General features: G+C 69.8%; 18 protein-coding genes. 8 read left to right on the top strand and 10 right to left on the bottom strand.

Going from position 1 to position 19,451, the window contains the following annotated elements; all coding sequences use genetic code 11:
- Nucleotides 1–178 precede the first annotated feature (178 nt).
- Nucleotides 179–763, bottom strand: coding sequence for a uridine kinase (locus ACH4FH_RS21155; protein WP_398557420.1), 585 nt, complete (start codon nucleotides 761–763; stop codon nucleotides 179–181).
- A gap of 172 nt (nucleotides 764–935) precedes the next feature.
- Here ACH4FH_RS21155 and ACH4FH_RS21150 point away from each other — a divergent pair, with 172 nt between their 5' ends.
- Complete coding sequence (locus ACH4FH_RS21150; RefSeq protein ID WP_398557419.1) at nucleotides 936–2,348, top strand: peptidase C39 family protein; 1,413 nt, start codon at nucleotides 936–938, stop codon at nucleotides 2,346–2,348.
- 336 nt (nucleotides 2,349–2,684) lie between these two features.
- Here the strand turns inward: ACH4FH_RS21150 and ACH4FH_RS21145 are convergent, their stop codons facing one another.
- Entirely contained in the window at nucleotides 2,685–3,587 is a 903-nt protein-coding gene (locus ACH4FH_RS21145) for a GNAT family N-acetyltransferase (RefSeq protein WP_398557418.1), read from the bottom strand.
- A 1,653-nt stretch (nucleotides 3,588–5,240) separates the two neighbouring features.
- On the opposite strand from ACH4FH_RS21145, the gene ACH4FH_RS21140 reads away from it, so the two are divergent.
- From ACH4FH_RS21140 to ACH4FH_RS21125, 4 genes are all read left to right on the top strand, one after another.
- Nucleotides 5,241–6,536 carry a peptidoglycan-binding protein gene (locus ACH4FH_RS21140; protein WP_398557417.1) on the top strand — a complete coding sequence of 432 codons (1,296 nt, stop codon included), beginning with the start codon at nucleotides 5,241–5,243 and terminating at the stop codon, nucleotides 6,534–6,536.
- A 32-nt stretch (nucleotides 6,537–6,568) separates the two neighbouring features.
- On the top strand, nucleotides 6,569–7,288 hold the full coding sequence (locus tag ACH4FH_RS21135; protein WP_398557416.1) for a peptidoglycan DD-metalloendopeptidase family protein: 720 nt from the start codon (nucleotides 6,569–6,571) through the stop codon (nucleotides 7,286–7,288).
- A gap of 266 nt (nucleotides 7,289–7,554) precedes the next feature.
- Nucleotides 7,555–8,067 (top strand): hypothetical protein, encoded by a 513-nt coding sequence (locus ACH4FH_RS21130; protein WP_398557415.1) that lies wholly within the window; start codon nucleotides 7,555–7,557, stop codon nucleotides 8,065–8,067.
- Nucleotides 8,068–8,547: 480 nt separating this feature from the next.
- Nucleotides 8,548–9,861: an MFS transporter gene (locus tag ACH4FH_RS21125; RefSeq protein ID WP_398557414.1), complete on the top strand. Its 1,314-nt coding sequence runs from the start codon at nucleotides 8,548–8,550 to the stop codon at nucleotides 9,859–9,861.
- A gap of 115 nt (nucleotides 9,862–9,976) precedes the next feature.
- Here ACH4FH_RS21125 and ACH4FH_RS21120 read toward each other — a convergent pair whose 3' ends face one another.
- The 8 genes from ACH4FH_RS21120 to ACH4FH_RS21085 form a co-directional block, all read right to left on the bottom strand.
- Nucleotides 9,977–10,435 carry a nuclear transport factor 2 family protein gene (locus tag ACH4FH_RS21120; protein WP_398557413.1) on the bottom strand — a complete coding sequence of 153 codons (459 nt, stop codon included), beginning with the start codon at nucleotides 10,433–10,435 and terminating at the stop codon, nucleotides 9,977–9,979.
- A gap of 166 nt (nucleotides 10,436–10,601) precedes the next feature.
- On the bottom strand, nucleotides 10,602–11,198 hold the full coding sequence (locus ACH4FH_RS21115) for an MBL fold metallo-hydrolase (RefSeq protein WP_398557412.1): 597 nt from the start codon (nucleotides 11,196–11,198) through the stop codon (nucleotides 10,602–10,604).
- 70 nt (nucleotides 11,199–11,268) lie between these two features.
- Complete coding sequence (locus ACH4FH_RS21110; protein WP_398557411.1) at nucleotides 11,269–12,705, bottom strand: alpha/beta hydrolase family protein; 1,437 nt, start codon at nucleotides 12,703–12,705, stop codon at nucleotides 11,269–11,271.
- Nucleotides 12,702–14,042, bottom strand: coding sequence for an MFS transporter (locus tag ACH4FH_RS21105; protein WP_398557410.1), 1,341 nt, complete (start codon nucleotides 14,040–14,042; stop codon nucleotides 12,702–12,704). The genes ACH4FH_RS21110 and ACH4FH_RS21105 overlap by 4 nt, the downstream gene beginning before the upstream one ends.
- 9 nt (nucleotides 14,043–14,051) lie before the next feature.
- A complete protein-coding gene (locus ACH4FH_RS21100; protein ID WP_398557409.1) occupies nucleotides 14,052–14,516 on the bottom strand; it encodes a MaoC family dehydratase in 465 nt (154 codons plus the stop codon).
- A gap of 59 nt (nucleotides 14,517–14,575) precedes the next feature.
- Nucleotides 14,576–16,075 (bottom strand): long-chain fatty acid--CoA ligase, encoded by a 1,500-nt coding sequence (locus ACH4FH_RS21095; RefSeq protein WP_398557408.1) that lies wholly within the window; start codon nucleotides 16,073–16,075, stop codon nucleotides 14,576–14,578.
- 19 nt (nucleotides 16,076–16,094) lie between these two features.
- The gene (locus ACH4FH_RS21090; RefSeq protein ID WP_398557407.1) at nucleotides 16,095–16,967 is read right to left on the bottom strand and encodes an amidohydrolase family protein; all 873 of its coding nucleotides are present in this window, start codon (nucleotides 16,965–16,967) and stop codon (nucleotides 16,095–16,097) included.
- 5 nt (nucleotides 16,968–16,972) lie between these two features.
- Nucleotides 16,973–17,935 carry an SDR family NAD(P)-dependent oxidoreductase gene (locus tag ACH4FH_RS21085; protein WP_398557406.1) on the bottom strand — a complete coding sequence of 321 codons (963 nt, stop codon included), beginning with the start codon at nucleotides 17,933–17,935 and terminating at the stop codon, nucleotides 16,973–16,975.
- Nucleotides 17,936–18,151: 216 nt separating this feature from the next.
- Between ACH4FH_RS21085 and ACH4FH_RS21080 the strand changes: the two genes are divergently transcribed.
- The 3 genes from ACH4FH_RS21080 (at nucleotide 18,152) to ACH4FH_RS21070 (ending at nucleotide 19,414) form a co-directional block, all read left to right on the top strand.
- On the top strand, nucleotides 18,152–18,577 hold the full coding sequence (locus ACH4FH_RS21080; protein WP_398557622.1) for a MarR family winged helix-turn-helix transcriptional regulator: 426 nt from the start codon (nucleotides 18,152–18,154) through the stop codon (nucleotides 18,575–18,577).
- 21 nt (nucleotides 18,578–18,598) lie between these two features.
- Nucleotides 18,599–18,829, top strand: coding sequence for a hypothetical protein (locus ACH4FH_RS21075; protein ID WP_398557405.1), 231 nt, complete (start codon nucleotides 18,599–18,601; stop codon nucleotides 18,827–18,829).
- Between the two features lie 78 nt (nucleotides 18,830–18,907).
- Nucleotides 18,908–19,414, top strand: coding sequence for a DUF6624 domain-containing protein (locus ACH4FH_RS21070; RefSeq protein WP_398557404.1), 507 nt, complete (start codon nucleotides 18,908–18,910; stop codon nucleotides 19,412–19,414).
- The last annotated feature ends 37 nt before the right edge of the window (nucleotides 19,415–19,451 follow it).

Below are 19,451 nucleotides of genomic sequence, written 5' to 3'. Positions count from 1 at the left end.
ATCACGGGGGAACAACCGGGGGCTTCGCGCCTGCGGGCGGTCCGTAGAACCGCACATTGAGAACGTAAGTCCTGTACGCCCCACAGGTCAAGCCGAGTTGGGGCACTCGGCGGGACCCTGTCGGCGTCGCCCCGCACGCCGGCCGTGGTCCGCTACGGAGGGTGAGAAGCGGGGTGGGTCAGGGCGCGCCGGACGGTCCCACACGCACCTCATACCCCACCTTTCCCTGCCGCACCAGGAGATCGGCGTACGGACGCGAGGGATCGGCCGCGAAGTGCCTGCGCTCCGCCGGAATCCAGCCATCCCAGAAGGCGGCGAGCGCCGGGCCGTCCCGCAGTTGACCTCTTTCCCAGGAATGCTCGGGCGCCAGTTCCATCCACAGCAGGCACGCCAGATGCGGGCGCAGCGTGCGGCGGCCGGTGCCGACCCCCTCGACCAGCACGACGGGCGCGGGCGTCAGCTCGCGCGGCTCGGAGAACTCCCGTCGGACCCAGTCGTAGACCCCGTAGCGGGCGCGCTCTCCCCGGGACAGCGGCTCCAGCACCTGCTCCCGGAACCGGTCGCCCCAGGCGAACAGCTCCTCGTGGGTGGCGAGGTCGTCGGTGTGGAGCACCGGCGCGCCGCCGAGCGCGTCCGCCAGCAGCCGGGCGAAGGTGCTCTTGCCCGAGCCCGCGTGCCCGTCCACCGCGACCAGCCGCACCGGCCCGCAGGAGGGCGGCAGGGCGCGCAGCCTGGCGGCGAGCGAGGTCAGATCACGGTCCATCGCGTCAGCGTACGCCAATGGTCCACACCAATATTCGTTGCGCGACGCGCACCGAACCGCCTTCCGCAGGCCGCGCGGAACGGTGATAGTTGAGCCACTGCTGATCTGCCCGTCCGCGCTCCGACCCGACTCCTCGTACCGCTCGCCCGCATTCGACTGGGGGACCACCACCATGACCAGCTCAGCGCCCCGGCGTACCGTCCTGGCCGCCGCGCTCGCCGCCGCGGCAGGCGTCGCCACCCCCTTGGCGTACGCCGCAGGCGGGCCGGGCAAGGCCGCCGCGGGGACCGCCGCCCCGACCGGCACCACCGCCGTCCCGGACGCCGCCGCGCGTCGATCGAAGAGGCTCGTGGACTATCACGCCTGGACCACCGCCGCCGACTGGAACGAGGGCAAGGACGACGGCACCGGCGTCGCGCACGGTGCCCGCCCCGGCATCCGGATCGAGCGCCCGGCCGGCGCCGTCGACTACCGCGACCCGCACACCGGCAAGAGCGCCACCTGGGAGTACGCCACCTGGACCGGCCCGAAGCACACCCTCAAGGTGCCGGCCACCGAGCTCATCCCCTCCTGGAACGCGCGCACCCCCGCCGGCACCTGGATCGCCATCGAGCTGCGCGGCACCTACAGCGACGGCGGCCGCACCCCCTGGTACGTCATGGGCCGCTGGACGGCGGGTGACGGCGACGGCGACATCCGGCGGACGTCCGTCGACGACCAGAAGGACGGCAAGAGCAGCGTCTACACCGACACCCTCGCCATCGACGACCCGGCGAGCGGACTGCGCCTGGCCGCCTACCAGCTGCGCCTCACGCTCCACCGCAAGCCCGGCGCGACCCGCACCCCCGTCGTCTGGCGGCTGGGTGCCATGGGCTCGGATGTCCCCGACCGCTTCGATGTGCCCGCCTCCGCGCCGGGCCCCGCCGCCGGCCGGGAGCTGTCCGTACCGCGCTACTCCCAGGAGATCCACAAGGGCCAGTACCCGGAGTACGACAACGGGGGAGAGGCGTGGTGCAGCCCCACCTCCTCCCAGATGATCGTCGAGTACTGGGGGCGGAAGCCCAGTGACAAGGATCTGGCCTGGGTCAACCCCGACTACGCCGACCCACAGGTCTGCCACGCCGCCCGACACACCTTCGACAACCAGTACGAGGGATGCGGCAACTGGCCCTTCAACGCCGCCTACGCCGCCACCTACAAGGACATGCAGGCCGTCATCACCCGCCTCGGCTCCCTCACGGACGCCGAGCGGCTCGTCCACGCCGGCATCCCGGTCATAACGTCACAGTCCTTCCTGAAGACCGAGCTGGACGGCGCGGGCTACGGCACGGCGGGCCACCTGATGACCGTCATCGGCTTCACGAAGGACGGCGACATCATCGCCAACGACCCGGCGTCCCCCGACGACGCCTCGGTCCGGCACGTCTACAAGCGCCGCCAGTTCGAGAACATCTGGCTCCGGACGAAGCGGAAGAACGCCGAGGGCAAGGTCGTCAGCGGCACCGGAGGCGTCTGCTATCTGTACTTCCCGGCGCGCCCGACGGCCGTGCAGCGGCGGGCATTGGCCTCGGTGGGCGTGAGCTGAAGCCGAAGACGTGAGCAGGGCCCCGATCCTTGGTCGATCGGGGCCCTGCACTCGCGTTCTGCCCACGGACACCACTGACAGGTCGGTCACGAGTCGACGCGCCGAGGCCCCAAGAATCTGCCCGGCGGCATCCATGACCTGGACGCTGAAGGGCCCGGCGCACCACCCCGACCGAGCGCACAGAGCTGGTGCTCGGAGGCGTCACCTGTCGGTGAAAGCGATCGAGGGGGAGTGGCGCGGAGTGTCACGAACTGCCCTGCCCGGAACGGCCCTTGGTGCGTTGATGCGATGACGGCGGCTCCGGGCAGGCTGTTTGCGGCTATGAGCCACGGGTGGTCAGACGAAGTCGATACGCTCCTCGCTGACCGGGTACCCCACTGCCGTGAAATGCGCGGCCATCGGGAAGTTCCCCTGGTCGGTCGCGGCAGCGATGCGCGTCGCGCCTCGCGCCACCAGGTCCTGTGTGCACTCGGCCAGCAGGTCGTAGGCGTAGCCGTGGCCGCGCTGCTCGGGGAGGACGCCGATGAAGCCGATGCAGGGGCCGGACGGGTTGCGGGCGGGGACGTGGAAGCCCACCACTTCGCCGGCCGGGGTGTAGGCCACTCGCCACCAGTCCCGAGGGGAAGGCATCCAGGTGAGCATATTGAGGAATTCCTCGACGGCGCGGTCCCTGCCGTACTCCGCGATGCCGCGCAGGTCATGGGCGTCCAAGGAGTCTTCCTGGATCCGACGCACCACGCCTCGAATGACGTCGTCGTCCGGCTCCGGCCGGTACTCCAGGCGCCCGGTGCGCTCGGGGAGCGGGCAGTCGGAGGTCCAGGTGTAGCGGTAGCGTTCGACCAGCTTCCGGAGCCCGGCCGCCTCGGCTGCGGCCATCCGGGCCTCGGCTGCGGCCCGTACGTCCGGCTTCTCACGCCAGCCAGGCGGCAGCAGCAGGCTGTACTCGGCGTGGAAAGGCGCGGTGCGCAGCAGTTGGACAGCGGCCTCGGCGTCGGTGAAGTCGAACCAATCGAGGGCGATGGGTTGTTCATCCCCTGGCTTGGCCCACCAGGCCGCGCGGGCGACGACGATGCCATCGCGCAGAGCGACCCAGGTCCATTCGGGCCGGTACTGGCCGCCGTCGGCAATCATGCCGTAGGTGTCGCCGAGGACGGCGCGGCCGACGATGCCCGGGTCGGGCAGGGAGGCGAAGAGGGGAGTCTCGCCCGCGGTGAGCGGACGGATGACCAGTTCAGTCATGGGTAAGGCGATCCTTCGGGAGAGTGACGCGCTCCCGGATCAGACCTGGGACGCCCGGTGGACGGGGCGGGAGCGCAGTGCTGTCGTGATGGGCATTGCTCTCGCCTCCTTCTCTGTGTTCACGGGCGTGCGTTCACCTTAGGCGCGGTCGCTCGCAGACGTCCAGGCATTATCCGCGCACGGCTCTTGGCGTGGGGTGGAGGCTGACCCGTAAGCCACCCCGTTCACTCGGCGCCACCGACTGATGCAGCCATCTGACGCAGCCATCTGAAGCAGCCCGGAACGACAGCGCGGTCGGGTTCTTCGCCCGGCATCCTGGCCGGGCGGTCACCTCACCGGCCTGAAGGTGAGCGGTAGCGGGGAGCACCGCGGAGCTCGGCTACATCTCGGCCGGTGCAGGTCACGCGGTTGCCGGCGCGTTTATCTCACGTTGATCGCCTTGCTCTTACCTGGGGGTGACGGGCAGCCGGCGATGGCTGGTGCAAGTCTCAGCGGAAGCCAGGAGGGCAACTTTGTATTGCGTGACACGCAGACGGTGGGGAGCCCTGCCCCGGAGGAGGTCTACACCCCCATCGATGAGCCGATGGGAGCGAAGATCCGCCATCTCGGGGGTTCTCCGGCGGGGTTGAGCACCCTCAGCGCGCGAGGAGGACGCCGTCCACTCGCTACGTCTGTCACGGCCTCGGGGCCGGTGGCCGTAGCCGAGCAGGCCCTGCCAACGGTCGGGCTCGCGAACTTCAGGCCGACACAGGCCCGTTAGTGCTTTCGTGCCGGACCGATTTCGCAACCCCTGGTTCCGACTTCCAGGCAGCGATGAGGAATGTGTGCCACCGTCGTGTGCGTCCGGCGCCGCAGTGAGTTATCGACTCGGTGTCGTTCCGCCCCCAGAAGGCCCACGACTACCTGAACAGGACCAATTCGGACTCGTATCCAGGATTCTTGCGCGGGGGCCGTGAGGATCTATATAGTTGATGAGGCGTCAGCGCGGGGGGAGCGTTGGGTGCGGCAGGTGTGTCGCGTTCCCAAGCTCAATAATTCTGGCATGTTCCCCCAATGTGCGGGCGTGTGGTCACGCGTCGAAACGGGGGAATTGGTATGGGGCAGTGTGCCCGCGGATTGGTTTCCGCGACAGGCGTCGGCTTCACGCTCACGCCCAGGGGATTGAGACGCGGAGGCTGGGCGCCTTGGTCGCCCCTGGGGCCTGCGCGCGCCTGAGTACGCATGGTGTGTGACGCAATGCATCACGATGTGTCACCAAATATGGGCCAAGGGGGAGAGCTGATCACCTTCGGTGATCGGTGATCCGCGCATGCCTGGATGGCCGGATTTCGGGCCACGGGCCGGGCAGGGTGACGATTTCAGTGCTGCGGCCGAGCGATAGCCGTACCGGGCGATAGCCGTACTTCCGTGTGCGTCCGGCCGGCACATTTTCAGCCGATCGGGCAGCTGGCCGTGGTGTCCACTCAATCGTGGTCAGCGGCGAATTGCTCGACAAGGCGATGGAATTTTCCTGCCCGGGATCGCGCCCATTCCTCCTTCGCTCCCAATTTACCCAGTCGCAGTTTTCTGCTGCGAAGGGGACGGAAACATATGCTCCGCGCTTCCCTACGCCGGCATGCGCGGAAACCGACGATTTCGGATGGTGGAACAGTTATGGCAACGCCGAAGTGGCGAAAGCTCGTCGATCACATTCAGAGCATCAAGGAGGGCGTCTACGAGGCGAACGTGGACGGGGATTACGACAACCGGACACGGTTCGGGAAGCAGTACGGCATGGACGGCCAGCCGTGGTGCGTCATGTTCGACTGGGACATGTACGCCGACACGGGCCTGGAAGAGTTCGTGCCGCACATAGCCAACGTCAACGGGTTCACTGACTGGGCCAAGGAGCGTGACCAGTGGTCCGAGTACCCGTCGGTCGGCGCGTGGGTCAACCTCCACGACGGTGGTCACACGGAGCTCGTGGTCGGCTTTGACGAGACGCACGTCTACACCAAGGGCGGCAACACCGTTGAGGCAGGCGCCACGGACGGCAATCAGGGTAAGGGCGTGTACTCGCACAAGACCGAGCGGAAGAGCGCGAGCATCGTCGGTTACTTCGCGCCCAAGTTCCCCAAGGACGAGTGCCCGCCGACCGCTGATCCGCATGATCACCGGGGCGGTGCGATGCGTAAGGAGTGGCGCTGGCACGGGCACCGGCTCCCCCACGAGAACCACTCGGTGAAGGCTTCCGAGGTCGTCTACGGGGAGAGGAACGTCTCCGTGCGGATCGTGCAGGCCGCTCTGAAGGCGGAGGTGGGGCTCGACTACAGCTCGGCGCCGGGGACGTTCGGCCCCCGGACCAAGGCGGCAGTGGCCGCGTTCCAGCGCGAGCTCGGCTTCAGTGGCGCGGACGCGGACGGCGTCTTCGGGCGCCAGTCGCTCGTCGAGCTCGGCAAGCGGAACAAGTTCAGGGTGCATGGGCTGAACTTCTTCGACCGCAAGCGAGATGACGACGACGGCAAGCCGGGCACCGGCCGCATCGCCATTCCCCTGGACTCGGTGACCTACAAGCACGTGCCGGACGGGAGTGCGTCGAGGGCGGCGAAGGAGGCCTGCCACATCCTCAAGGTCCCGGAAGACCACTGGGTCAAGGGCATCATGACCGCGGCCAAGCGTGAATCCACCTACCGCTTCAACGCGGTGAACACCTACGACTCGAACGCCCATGGTCCCGAGCAGAGTGACGGGCATCCGCAGAGCTGCACGCGAGGGCTCCTGCAGGTCATGCCGGCGACGTTCGCCGAGAACCACCAGCCCGGGACCTCGCACAACATCTATGACGGTGTGGCCAACATCTGCGCGGCCATGAACTACGTGATGGTGAGGTACGGCGTGTACCGCGACGGATCCAACCTCGCCGGCCGAGTCTCGCAGTTCGACCCGAACCGAGATGGGGGTGGCTACTGAGCATGTCGGGCATAGGAGAAATATTTGACAGTGTGGCCGGCAGCGTGGCCGAGCTGTTCGCGGGAGAGTCGAGCGTGAAGCGGGCAGACGCGGTGTCCTTGTCCGACGTCCACCCCGGGGCGAGGAACGGCAGCGTCCTGACGGTGCAGGAGGCGCTGGAGAAGGCGGTGGGCCTCGACTACTCGTCCGCCCCGGGAACCTTCGGCCCGCGCACCAAGGAGGCATACGCCAAGTGGCAACGCCACCTCGGATTCTCCGGCAGCGCCGCTGACGGCGTTCCCGGGAAGACGTCCCTCAAGAAGCTCGGAGCCGAGTACGGCTTCAAGGTGCGGGAGGGTGACGGAGATGAGGCGCCGTCGGGCGGCAAGGTCGCCGCGCCGGTGCCGGGGCACGGCGTCAACTACGCGTACGGCGTGCCGAACGCCAGGTACCAGGCGGGGTATCACACCGGAGACGACTACGCGGCACCGGAAGGCACGCCTGTCGTCGCCGTCCGGAACGGCACCGTCAAGTGGTCGAACGCCCAGGGCGGTTCTTACGGCAACTGGATCGGTCTCCAGGCGGACAACGGTCGCGTCTACGTCTACTGCCACCTGTCCTGGCGAAGTGTGCATCCCGGCCAGGAGGTCAAGGCCGGCCAGCGGCTCGGCAAGGTCGGTGCCACCGGCAACGTCACCGGCCCGCACCTGCACTTCGAGGACCACCCGGCAGGCCCGTTCCGCTACGGCCACGATCGCAAACCGGCCTGGTGAGCAGGGACGATGACCGGTAACCCTGACCGCTGAGCATGCGAAGCGCACCCCTGGTCCCGGCGCCGTCCCTCCGGGGCCACAGGGGTGCGCCGCCCTGCCGTCAGCACGCCCGGTACCTATCACTCCGTCATGCCCCGGTGCTCCTCGAAGGACGGGGAGAACGTCTCGCCACCGCTCCCCTTCGCTGGGGTGCCGCGGGCTCAGAAGATCAACTCAGGGGGATTTCCCTTATGACGTACTGTCACTCACGCCTTCGTGGACTGCAGTTGGCCGCAGCTGCAGGCGTGGCGTTGCTCGCGCTCACCGCCTGCAACGACGACAGCTCCGCCGTCCGCGACGAGGCCGGTTCGGCCGGCAAGGGCGACAACAAGGACCCCGGGGGCCACAGCCCCTCCCCGTCGCCCTCCGGCACCGGCTCCCCGGAAGCCACCTCAGCCCCTTCGTCGCCGGGTGCCGGCTCCACCGCCTCCGCCGCCCCCACCGGCTCGACACCCGTTGGCCCCCGCTCGTCGAGCAACGACAAAAGGGTCAAGGTCCTCAAGTGTGCGGATAGCACCTCGGCCACGACCGTGTTCATCGACAACTCCGAGGGTTCCGACGTCGATCTGCCCCTCACCATCAAGATCAGGATTGTTGACGCCTCCGGTGGCGTCATCGAGACCGACAAGGCCTTCGTCTCGGTTCCCCCGGGCGAGACCAGGACCAAGAGCGTCAAAATGAACTTCACCAACCGGGCCTCCGAGGTCGCACTGTGCGAGGTGAATGCCTCGGTCTACTGAGAGATGGGGTGAGGGTGGCGCTCAGGAGGAGCATGCCAACCGGCGCCCCCCGCCCCCGCGGAGTCTCGGTGCGGCACCGTCCGCTGCGCTCGGTGCCACATCGTCAAGCCGGATGGAGGCAGCGCCGGTAAGCCCTGGCGGTCAGGCGTACTCCAACTCGTGGAAAGAACCGGCCCTCCCGGAGCCTGGGAGGGCCGGACGGCCGTGCTGCTGGTCATGGCTGAGGGCCTTTCGAGATCTACGTGCAGTCAGAACAGCGGAAGCGAGCCGGGAATGCCCGCAAGGGCAGGCGTCGTCCGTCTGCCGACACCGGTAAGGGCGGAAGTGGTCCGGACAGGACCCTGTTCTGCTACGTTGACCCGCATGTTCTTCTTCTGTGCATAGGAGCCGGTGCCGACTGCGCCCATGGGGCGCGGTTCTCGCCGCCCATGCACGTTGGAGCGCCCTCAGCTCGGCGCTGTCTCCCCGAGGAACATGATCATGTCTTCTTCTGCCATGGCCCCGTCGTATGCGGCTGTGCTGCGCACCCGCTACGCCTGCCGCACATTCGGTGCGGCGCTCTTGGGTCGACTCTCCTACGGAATGGTCTCTCTGTCGCTGGTGCTGGCAGTCAAAGAGGCCACCAACTCCTATGCCGTAGCCGGCACCGTTATAGCCTTGTTCGGACTGACCAGCGTCTTTCTCTCGCCGACCCGCGCTGGTCTGGTCGACCGGTACGGGCCGCGCCGTGCGCTGCTCCCCATGGCCACGGCCTACGCGCTGTTGCTGACCGGGCTGGCTTTCGCGGCCTCGTGGTCAGGTGTGTCAGGGGTCCTTCTGGGGGTCTTGGCCATGACCGCCGGTGCCAGTACGCCGCCGCTCGGACCGGTGATGCGGACGTTGTGGAGCGACTTGGTTCCTGACAAGCGGCTGCTGCAGCGTGCGTACAGCCTGGACGCGGTCGCCGAGGAACTCCTCTTCGTCACAGGACCGTTGCTCGTGGGCCTGCTGGTACGAGTCACGGTGCCATCGGTCGGTCTCGCCGTGAGCGCCGTACTCGTATTGACCGGCTCACTCGCGCTGATCTCCTCCCCGGCGGTCCGCCGCGAGGTTGGTCACAAGAAGCCCTCGGCCGTGCCGGCGTCGTCCGAGGGGCTCGTGTCCACCGTGCGACCTGCCCCGCTGCGCCGACGGTCGCTGCAGGGCGGCCCCGGGCTGCGCCAGGCGATCGCCGTCTCAGCCGGAGTGGGTATGTGCCTGGGCGCGTTGGACCTCCTGGTGATCGCCTTCGCCGACGAACATCACGCACCTGAGGCGGTGGCCTGGGTCCTGGCCGCGCTGTCCGCAGGCAGCGCCATCGGCGGCCTGATCTACGGCGCCGTCCCATGGCGCGCCTCAAGCAGGCTGCGGCTGTCATGTCTTGCCGCAGCCCTCGGGCTGACCCTGGCTGCGACGGGGCTTTCCCCTCATCCCTACGTGCTCATCGCGTGGGCAGCGCTCGGCGGCCTGTTCGTCGCCCCGGCGATCACCACCGCCTACCTGATCGCCGACGAGGCCGCCGGTCCGGCCTCCCGCACCCAAGCGGGCGCATGGGTCAACACCGCTTTCAATGCCGGTTCATCGGGGGCGACAGCTGCTACCGGGCTACTGGTAGGCCGCCTCCCCCTGCCTGTGTGCTTCGCGCTCGCAGCGGCACCGGCGCTGCTGTCCGCTGCAACGGCCCTGAACCACTCCCGCCGACCTGCCGCAGTCACCGCCGCCCTACCTGAGAGGGAAGGGACGTCGGACACAGAGCGGGTACCCCTCAACGGATGAGTGCTCCGAGAGCCGGTGCAGGGCCCCGGGTACCCGTCGAACGCACCGACTCCCCGGCCCGCCGTCCCGGCCGCCCTGCCCGTCTGGCACACACGTTGCCCGGCCGCCCGCGCCCTCATGGGGTGCATGCCTCGGCGATCGACAGGCTGTTCTCGTAGAGGTGGTGCCGCGTGATCCGGCCGTCCTCGACGGTGAGGTGCAGAGCGAACGGGCCCTCGAAGGGCTTTCCCGTCGCGCGTACGGTCCCCGACACGTGCCCCATCAGGACGGCGTCGGGGCCGTCGACGAGGAAGGTGCCGACCGAGGCGCGGGCGTCCTCGGGCACGGTGTGTTCCATCAACTCCGTGAACTGAGCGGCGCATTCGGCGGCGGTGGACCGTGGGCGGATCCACGGGACGGTGGGGTTCTCGGCGAGCAGCCAGTCGACCTCGTCGGCGAAGAGGGTGACGAGCCGGGCGGTGTCCCCGGCCACCCGCGCGGCAAGGAACTCCTGGACGACGGCCCGGGTGGTCTCGGAGGCGGGAATCGCGCTGTTGGTCGAACTCGCGATGGCGGCGGTGGATTTGACGGTCATGGTGTTCTCCTCGCGGCTGCGGTCGACCCTGGTGGGGTTCCCGTCGATGTGCTTGATCCTGCCGGGGGAGGGGAGAAGGGGCGATTACCCCTGGGGTAATGGCCCAGGCCGCTGCCTTCCTCCGTCATCGCCGGCGGGCGCCCTGCACGCCGGGGGTTCCGCGCCCTCAGAGCGATTCGCCGGGCGCCGGATACCGGTAGCCGTGGTGGGTCTTCTCGGCGAGCCAGCCGTTGACGCTGCTGCGGCCGCGCTCGTTGATCTGGCCGTCGTGGATCGCGAACGCCCGCCGCGGATTGATCGCTTTGACGAAGTCGATCGCCTCCGCCGTCTTCAGCCACGATCCCTGCACCGGCACCAGGAGCGTCTCGATCGGCTGCTCCGGTACATGCAGCGAGTCGCCGGGGTGGTAGACCGCCTCGTCGACGAGGTAGCCGAGGTTCGGGCAGTCCGGTTGGCCGCCGTGGATGAACGCGTGGCGACCGCCGACCGCCCGTACGCGGAAGCCGGCCGCGGTGAACTCCGTACCGGAGGCCACCCCGTTGATCTCCAGCCCGGGGATGTCCGCTTCCCCGGGGGCGTAGACCGGCACGCCCAGCCCGGCCAGGCGGAGGACGTCGATGTGATCGGTGTGTTCGTGCGTCACCAGCACGGCGTCGGCGCCGGTCAAGGCGGCGGGCTCGCTCCACGTCCCGGGATCGATGACCAGTACCCGGCCCTCGTGTTCCAGCCGTACACAAGCGTGGGTGTACTTCGTGATGCGCATGGCGCACCAACGTACTGCGGCCGCGAACGGTGCCCTGCCGGGTGGCGGAAACCCTTCGCCGTGCCGGGGGCTATGTCCGGTTCTCGCTGCCTGGCTTGCTGTGGGACCCGTTGCCCGGTGTCCGAGGAAGGTAATACGGGCGTGGATACGGCGCGGGCCGGTACGGCAGGTAGCGCGCCGGCGAGGACGGATCCGCCGTCCGTGCGGAGGCGTTGAGGGCGTGGGGCGAGGTGTCGCCCCAGCGTCCGGTGTGCACGCGGTGGTCGAGCGCCTTCACCGCGGCGGCCAGCTCGCCGGGCGAGAAGGTGCAGTGCCCCGCGTTGTCCACGTACGCCTGCCGCAGCAGCCGGGAGCTGCCGGTGCGGTCGGCGGCGCCTCGGTAGGCGCTCTCGGTCTGGACCGGTACCAGGGGGTCGCCGGTGGTGTGGATGTTCAGCTGGGGTGTGCGCAGCCGCCCGGACAGGGTGATGTGGCGCTCGATGTAGGCGACGGCATCGCGGTCCGCATGGATGCGGGGGGCCTTCGCGAGCGCGGCCAGGTCGTCTTGCAGGGAGAGCCCGGCGGACTCGTAAAGGACCTTCACCTGTGGGTAGTTGACGGAATGGCGCAGCATGTCGGTGTAGTCCACGCCGGTGTTCCAGGACATATTGCCGCCCGCGCGGGATTCGGCCTCCTGGCGCCAGGAGAAGGCAGGGCCCGTGAGGAGGGACTGGACCACCGGGTACTGCGCGCGCTCCGCGGCCGTGTGGTCGCCTGGCTCGGGGCGGGGCCCGTCCGGGTCGTTCCAGGCGGGAATGTTGTGCAGTGCGGCCGCAAGGGCGATGCGGGCGCGGCCCTGCTCGCCGCCCTGGGCGCGCTGGACAGCGGCGCTCAGCGCGGCGGAGGCGTTCCGGGCCTCCTCCTGGTCCCGGAACCCGGTGAGCGGGGTGTCGGAGCCGGGAGCGAGCAGGGTCTTGAGGGCGTAGGCGGGGTCGAGAGTGTTGTTCCAGTTGGCGACGCCGCCGTGCACGAGTCCGCACACGGACAGCGAGCCGTCGAGGCGTTCGGAGTGGCGTTCGGCGAGGGCGGTGGTGACGTGTCCGCCGTACGACTCGCCCCAGGCGAGGGTGGTCCGGGCCCTGCCGACGCGGCGGGCGAACGCGTCGAGGGTGTTCAGCTGGTCGGGTACGGCCTGTTCGCCGGCCCAGCCGGTGGTGGCGTACGAGGATCCGGCCAGCGCGTAGCCGCGTCGGAGGAGCAGGGTGCGGGTCGCGTCGTCGGGCGCGTCAGCGGCCGGGTTATCCGTGCCGGAGGGGCGGTAGCCGTGGCTGAAGAGCAGCACGGTGCCGTTCCAGTGGGCCGGCACGTCGATCACGTAGTCGGCGCCCGAGGCGAGCGTGCCGGTCAGGTGGCGGGCCTGTCCGCCGGCTCCGTCGGCGAGGGCGGGGGCGGGCAGCCCGGTGGCGAGCAGCGCGGCGAGCACGGCCACCGTGGTCCGTTGCCTGCCCTTGCTGCGTGCGGTGCTCATCGGTGAGTTGCTCCTTTGGCGGGGGTGAGGGGTGCCGGTGGAGAGGTCGTGTCGAGCCGTACGCCGCTGGTCTCCTTGATGCGCCACACGGCCAGCACCGTGATCGCCGCGGCGGTCACGAGCATCAGCGCGACCGGGACGCTGCTGTCGTAGGAGGCGACGAGCGCACCCGCGATGAGCGGCGAGAACCCGGCGCCGACGAGGGTCGCGGTCTGGTAGCCGAGGGAGGCGCCGGTGTAGCGGACCGAGGTCGCGAACATCTCGGTGAGCAGCGCCGCGAGAGGGCCGTACATCGTGGACTGCGCGATGCCGTGGCCGAGCACGCAGGCGACGATCAGCAGGCCGGGGCTGCCCGAGTTGATGAGCGCGAAGACCGGGAAGGCGAGGGCCGCCGAGAGGACGGCGCCGGCCGCCACCACCGGCCTGCGGCCGACGCGGTCGGACAGCGCGGCGGCGAGCGGCAGCACCAGCAGCGCCGTGCCGGAGGCGAGGGTGACGCCGAGCAGCGCCTGGGGGCGGGTGTAGCCGTGCTGGACGGCGTACGAGATGAGGAAGGTGGTCATGAGGGTCTGCGCCGCGAACGGCGCGATCCCCACTCCCGCACCGAGCAGGACGGCGCGGGGCCTGCGCAGTACGGAGAGCAGCGGGGCCTTGGCGGTTTCCGTCCGCTTCGCGGCGGCCGCGAAGAGGGGGCTCTCGGCGAGGGTGAGGCGGACGTAGAGCCCCAGGCCGAGCAGCGCGATGCTGAGCAGGAACGGCACGCGCCAGCCCCAGCTGCGGAATTGCTCGTCCGGCAGGGTGGCGAGCGCGGTGACGACGGCCGTGGAGACGAGTGTGCCGAGCGGGGCGCCCATCTGGGTCAGGGCCGTCCACCGGCCGCGCGGGCGTTCGCCGGCGTGCTCGGCGGCCATGAGTGTGGCGCCGCCCCACTCACCGCCGATCGCGAGGCCCTGGACAACGCGGAGCACGACGAGCAGGACGGGCGCCGCGATGCCGAGGGTGTCGTAGGTCGGCAGCAGGCCGATGACGAAGCTGCCGCCGCCCATGAGGAGCATGGTGAGCAGCATCATCGACTTGCGGCCGACACGGTCGCCGTAGTGGCCGAAGAGGATGCCGCCGAGGGGGCGGGCAATGTATCCGGCGGCGAACGTGCCCAGTGACGCGATGGTGCCGACGGCGGGGTCGGCCGCGGGGAAGAACAGGTCGTTGAAGACGAGGGCCGCGAGGGTTCCGTAGACGAGGAAGTCGTAGAACTCGACGGTCGTGCCGAGGAGCCCGGAGAGGGCCACTCTGCGCAGTTCGCGGTCGGAGGTTCCGGCGGGTGCGCGGGCAGTCATGGGGAGCCCCTAGGCGTAGAAGCGGGAGAGGCTGCGCAGGACGGCGGCAGGCTTGGGGCCGTTCTCGATCTCGATGGTGCCGTCGACCGCGATCTGCACGCCGTCGCCCGGTACGTCGTCCACGGAGGCGAGCCGGGCCGCCAGCCGGATGCGGGAGCCCACCGGGACGGGAGCGGGGAAACGCACCTTGTCCAGGCCGTAGTTGACCTTGGTGGTGACGCCGCGCACGTCGAGCAGGGCGCTGAAGAGCGGGATGAAGAGCGAGAGGGTGAGGTAGCCGTGGGCTATCGGGGCGCCGAACGGGCCCTCGGCGGCGCGCTCGGGGTCGGTGTGGATCCACTGGTGGTCGCCGGTCGCGTCGGCGAAGGTGTCGATCCGTTCCTGGGTGATCTCGATCCACTCGCTGGTGCCGAGCTCGCTGCCGGCGAGCTTCTTGAGTTCGGCCAGGCCGTCGATGGTCACGGTGCTGCTCATGAGGTGCTCCAGGGGTAAGTGGTGGGAACGTGCGGCGAGTTGGGGCGGGGTGGCACGGCTCAGGCGTCGTCGCCGTAGCGCTCGCGCAGCAGGGGCTTGCGGAGCTTGCCGGAGGCGGTGCGCGGCAGCCTGTCGGCGAGCCGCATGGACTTGGGCCTCTTGTAGGAGGCGAGGCGCCCGTCGAGGAAGGTGCGGATGTCGTCCAGGGAGGGTGGTGCCTGCGGGTCGGCAGGGACGACGACCGCGCGGGGTACCTCGCCCCATGTCGTGTCGGGGACGCCGATGACGGCGCACTCCGCGATGCCGGGGTGGGCGGCCAGGGCGTCCTCGACCTCGGCGGGGTAGATGTTCTCGCCGCCCGAGATGATCATGTCTTTGAAGCGGTCGACGATGGTCATGTAGCCGTCGGCGTCGATCCGGGCGGCGTCGCCCGTACGCAGCCATCCGTCGGCGAGCGCCTGCGCGCCGGCCTCCGGCAGGCCCCAGTACCCGGACATCACGTGCGGCCCGCGGACCAGCACCTCCCCGGGCTCGCCGATGGCGGCGTCGGTGAGGTCGGGGCGTACGACGCGTACGTCGGTGAAGAAGTGCGGTACCCCGGCCGAACCCGCCTTGGAGACGGCGTGTTCGGAGTCCAGGAAGAGGACGCCGGGCGCGGCCTCGGTCATGCCGTAGCCCTGCTGGAAGACCAGGCCGCGCCGCAGGTAGGTGTCGATCAGCGCGGTCGGTACGGGCGAGCCGCCGCACTGGAGGGTGCGCAGCGAGGACAGGTCGGCCGACGGCCAGCGCGCACCGGCGGCGATCCGCTCGTACATGGTGGGGACGCCGAACATGGTGGTGATGCCCTGTTCCTCGATCAGGGCCAGGGTGCCGTCCGGGTCGAAGGACTCGACCAGGACACAGGTGCCGCCCTTGAGCAGCACGGGCAGGGTGAGCATGCCGAGCCCGGCGGTGTGGAAGAGCGGGGCGGTCACGAGTGCGCGATCGTCGGCGCTGAGGTCGGCGTCGACCAGGACGTTGATGCTGTTCCACACCAGGTTGGCGTGGGTGAGCACGGCGCCCTTGGCCCGGCCGGTCGTGCCCGAGGTGTACATGATGAGGCAGGTGTCGGTGCCGGCGACCGCCTCGTCCAGGGGGCCGGCGGTCGCGGCGGCGAGCAGCCCTTCGTACTCCTCGCCGGTCTCCACCGTCCGCTCCGGCGCGACGCTCTCCGGGACCAGGTGCGCGAGCTGCGGGGAGCGGATCAGCAGGCGGGCGCCGGAGTCGGTGAGCTGGAAGCCGATCTCGTCCGGTGCGAGGCGGGTGTTGAGCGGAACGAAGACCGCGCCGAGGAGCCCGGCGGCGAACAGCGTCTCCAGGTAGGAGGGGTGGTTCGGGCCGAGGTAGGCGACCCGGTCGCCCCGGCGGACGCCGGCGGTGCGGAGGGCGTGGGCAAGACGGGTGGTGCGGTCGTGGAGCTGTGCGTAGGTGGTGGCGGTGCCCTCGTGGATGAGGGCGGTGCGGTGGGGGGTCTTGCGGGCCCGGCGTGCGGGCCACGACCCCAGTCCCTCGTTGCGCATCGTTGCGCCCCTCTACGAGTTACGAGTGGGTGAGCCCGAGCAGGCGGGCGGCGTTGTCCTTGAGGATCTTCGGCCGGACGTGGTCCTTGATCGTGAGCTTGTCGAAGTCGGCGAGCCAGCGGTCCGGGGTGAGGACGGGGAAGTCCGAGCCGAACAGGACCTTGTCCTGGAGCAGACTGTTCGCGTAGTGGACCAGCTGCGGCGGGAAGTACTTCGGGGACCAGCCGGACAGGTCGATGTGCACGCCGGGCTTGTGGGTGGCCACCGCGAGGGCCTCGTCCTGCCAGGGGAAGGAGGGGTGGGCCAGGATGATCTTCAGGTGCGGGAAGTCGGCGGCGACGTCATCGACGTACAGCGGGTTGGAGTACTTCAGCCGGATGCCGCCACCGCCCGGGACGCCCGCGCCGATGCCGGTCTGGCCGGTGTGGAAGAGGGCGATGGTGCCGGTCTCCTCGATGACCTCGTACAGCCCGTAAGCCAGCCGGTCGTTGGGGAAGAAGCCCTGGATGCTGGGGTGGAACTTGAAGCCCCGGACGCCGTACTCCGTCACCAGGCGGCGGGCCTGCCGGACGGCGGCCTTGCCGCGGAACGGGTCGAGGGAGGCGAAGGGAATCAGGGCGTCGGGATGCGCCGCGGCGGCCTCGGCGACCTCTTCGTTGGGCACCGGCGCGGTGCCGGTGGCGGACTCGGCGTCGACGGTGAACACGACGGCGGCCATGTTCCGTTCGCGGTAGTAGGCCGCCATCTCCTCCAGCGTCGGCTTCCGCTTGCCCTCGACCTTGAAGTAGGCGCCGGACGCGTCGTGGAGGTCGTCGGCGAGGGAGGAGTGCCCCCTGGCGGAGACCTCGGCGTGGGTGTGTACGTCGATCGCGGTGAGCGTGCTGACGTCCATGCGGCTCAGACCTCCGGGACGCGGGGGGCGGGGATGCCGACCGACTCCGGGCGGGCGCCGACGGAGGTGTGCCAGGCGTCGGCGATGGCCTGCGGACTCCAGCCGCCGTCGGCGTACGCGGTGGCGGCCTCCCGCGGATGCGACCACAGCGCGAGCCGGTCCCCGCCGATGCCCACGCACTGCCCGGTCACCTCGCGCGCCGCGTCGGAAGCGAGGAAGGCAACGAGCGCCGCGCAGTCCTCGGCGGTGCCGAAGCCCTCGCCCTTGCGCAGGAAGTCCGGCAGTGGAGTTCCCTGGCTCAGCGCTTCCACGTACGGCGCGAACGCGGGGATGGTCTCCGTCATGGCGGTGGCGGCGACCGGCACGACGGCGTTGACCGTGATCTTCGACCTGGCGAGCTCCATCGACCAGGTACGGGTCATCGCGGCGATCCCGGCCTTGGCCGCGGAGTAGTTGGTCTGCCCGAAGTTGCCGCGCTGGCCCGCCGGGGAGCCGACAAGGATCAGGCTGCCGCCGTCGCCCTGTTCGCGCATCCGGACGGCGGCGGCGCGGGCGCAGGTGAAGGTGCCCTTGAGGTGGGTGGTGATCACCGCGTCGAAATCCTCGTCGGACATCTTCCACAGCACCCGGTCGCGGAGGACGCCCGCGTTGGTGACCAGGATGTCCAGCCGTCCGAACTCCTCGACGGCACGGGCCACCAGGCGGTCGGCGGCCTCGGCGGTTCCCACGGCGACCGCCTCGGCCACGGCCCGCCCGCCGCTGTCGCCGGCGGCCTCGGTGACGGCCTTGGCGGCTTCCTCGGCGACGGCCTCCTCCAGGTCGTTGACGACCACGAAAGCCCCGGCGCGGGCGAGGGCGGTGGCGTAGGCGAGGCCGAGACCCCGGCCGGAGCCGGTGACGACGGCGACCTTGCCGGACAGGTCAACAGTGTTTGTGACAGGGGGAGTTGAGGCATTGCTCTGCGCCATGAGGGAGGTCCCTTCGGTATGCGGTCCGGCCGAAAGGAAGCTAAGGCCAATAGTTGTCAACGTCAATAGTTGTTGTCGACTCGGGTGTGTGGCATGCTGGCCCTGGCGGCGGCCCGCCGTTCCCCGTGCACGGCCACGACCACGGAGTACGTCATCAGCACCGAACCCACCCCCAGCGCCGCCCCCGGCACGCCCCTCGACGCGGACGAGCCCTGGATGCGGGGCCTGTACGCCGACACCGGCTACCTGCTCTACCGCCTCGGCCTGCGCTCGGGGCAGCTCTTCAACGCGGCCCTCCAGGAGTCCGGCCTCCGGCTGCGCCACTACGCCCTGCTGCGTTACCTCGCCACCGTCGACGGCGCGCTCCAGCGTGAGTTGAGCACCCGGCTCGGCTACGACCCGAGCGCCATCGTCGGACTCGTCGACGATCTCGAGGAGCGGGGGTTCGTCGAGCGGGCGCCCGCACCCTCCGACCGCCGCAGCCGGATCGTCGTCCTCACCGGGAAGGGCGAGGCATTCCTGCGTGACACGGACGAGGCCAGCCGCCGCGTGACGGACAGCCTGACGGCACCGTTGCCCGCCCACGACCGCGAAACGCTCCACCGGCTGCTGCTCCGCCTCGCGCGCCCCGAAGCGACCTGACACGACGTCGACGCCGGAGGCGTGAGCGGCAAGGGCGATCGTCCGGCCGGCTTCGACCAGGAGATCTGCAAGCGCCGCAGCGAAGTCGAGCGGACGATAGATGCCCTTATGGGCTTCCGGGCTGTGGCCACGCGATACGGCAAGCGTGCCCATGTCTTCCACGGCATCGTGACCGTGGCTGTGATCCGGCTCCGGCTCCGGGCGTACATCCATTGTCCCGGTGCGCGCAGGCGCCTGTCACCGTTCTCCTGAATGATCTTTACGCCCGATATGCGCCCATAGGGTTGCGGACAACGAGCACAACGCATCGTCCTACCCTGGGAGTCGAGAGTGGCGCACGACGTTGCCGCGCTGGTGGCGGAACTCGCGGACATGGCTGCGGCCGATCACCGGTCCGCAATCCGCGCGAACAGTGATGATCCGGCTGAGCAGTTGGAGTGGCGCCGGCTGACCGCACGCCACGGTGACCGACTCGGAGAGATCATGGATGTGTTCGGCTGGCCGACGGCAGAGCTGGTCGGCGAGGAGGCCGCGCGCGCGGCGTGGCTGATCGCCCAGCACGCCGACCGGCAGCTCGACGTTCAGCGCCGCGCCCTCCAGCTGATGCGGCAGGCGGTGTCGGCGGGCTCGGCCGGATCACGCGAACTGGCCTTTCTGCGCGACCGCACGCTGGTCAATGAGGGCCGCAAGCAGGTCTACGGTACGCAGATCGCCGGCGTGAAGGACGGGGCGCCGGTCCCATGGCCTTGTGAAGAGCCCGAGCGCATCGACGAACTGCGTGCGGAAGTCGGCATCGAGCCCTTCGACGAGTACGTTGCCAAGTTCTCGATGGTGTGACGACTGTCCCGGTCGCGTCAGGCGGATGACTGCCCCG

It is taken from the genome of Streptomyces sp. NPDC017993, assembly GCF_044328065.1.
Classification (GTDB): Bacteria; Actinomycetota; Actinomycetes; order Streptomycetales; family Streptomycetaceae; genus Streptomyces.
This window is presented reverse-complemented; position numbering and strand designations above follow the sequence as displayed.

What these genes read in the sequence shown, in the direction of transcription:
- ACH4FH_RS21140 (WP_398557417.1), top strand. Translation starts at nt 5,241, where the DNA reads ATGGCAACGCCGAAGTGGCGAAAGCTCGTCGATCACATTCAGAGCATC.
- ACH4FH_RS21090 (WP_398557407.1), bottom strand. Translation starts at nt 16,967, where the DNA reads ATGGACGTCAGCACGCTCACCGCGATCGACGTACACACCCACGCCGAG.
- ACH4FH_RS21125 (WP_398557414.1), top strand. Translation starts at nt 8,548, where the DNA reads ATGTCTTCTTCTGCCATGGCCCCGTCGTATGCGGCTGTGCTGCGCACC.
- ACH4FH_RS21080 (WP_398557622.1), top strand. Translation starts at nt 18,152, where the DNA reads ATGCGGGGCCTGTACGCCGACACCGGCTACCTGCTCTACCGCCTCGGC.
- ACH4FH_RS21110 (WP_398557411.1), bottom strand. Translation starts at nt 12,705, where the DNA reads ATGAGCACCGCACGCAGCAAGGGCAGGCAACGGACCACGGTGGCCGTG.
- ACH4FH_RS21145 (WP_398557418.1), bottom strand. Translation starts at nt 3,587, where the DNA reads ATGACTGAACTGGTCATCCGTCCGCTCACCGCGGGCGAGACTCCCCTC.
- ACH4FH_RS21150 (WP_398557419.1), top strand. Translation starts at nt 936, where the DNA reads ATGACCAGCTCAGCGCCCCGGCGTACCGTCCTGGCCGCCGCGCTCGCC.
- ACH4FH_RS21120 (WP_398557413.1), bottom strand. Translation starts at nt 10,435, where the DNA reads ATGACCGTCAAATCCACCGCCGCCATCGCGAGTTCGACCAACAGCGCG.
- ACH4FH_RS21095 (WP_398557408.1), bottom strand. Translation starts at nt 16,075, where the DNA reads ATGCGCAACGAGGGACTGGGGTCGTGGCCCGCACGCCGGGCCCGCAAG.
- ACH4FH_RS21085 (WP_398557406.1), bottom strand. Translation starts at nt 17,935, where the DNA reads ATGGCGCAGAGCAATGCCTCAACTCCCCCTGTCACAAACACTGTTGAC.
- ACH4FH_RS21115 (WP_398557412.1), bottom strand. Translation starts at nt 11,198, where the DNA reads ATGCGCATCACGAAGTACACCCACGCTTGTGTACGGCTGGAACACGAG.
- ACH4FH_RS21100 (WP_398557409.1), bottom strand. Translation starts at nt 14,516, where the DNA reads ATGAGCAGCACCGTGACCATCGACGGCCTGGCCGAACTCAAGAAGCTC.
- ACH4FH_RS21105 (WP_398557410.1), bottom strand. Translation starts at nt 14,042, where the DNA reads ATGACTGCCCGCGCACCCGCCGGAACCTCCGACCGCGAACTGCGCAGA.
- ACH4FH_RS21155 (WP_398557420.1), bottom strand. Translation starts at nt 763, where the DNA reads ATGGACCGTGATCTGACCTCGCTCGCCGCCAGGCTGCGCGCCCTGCCG.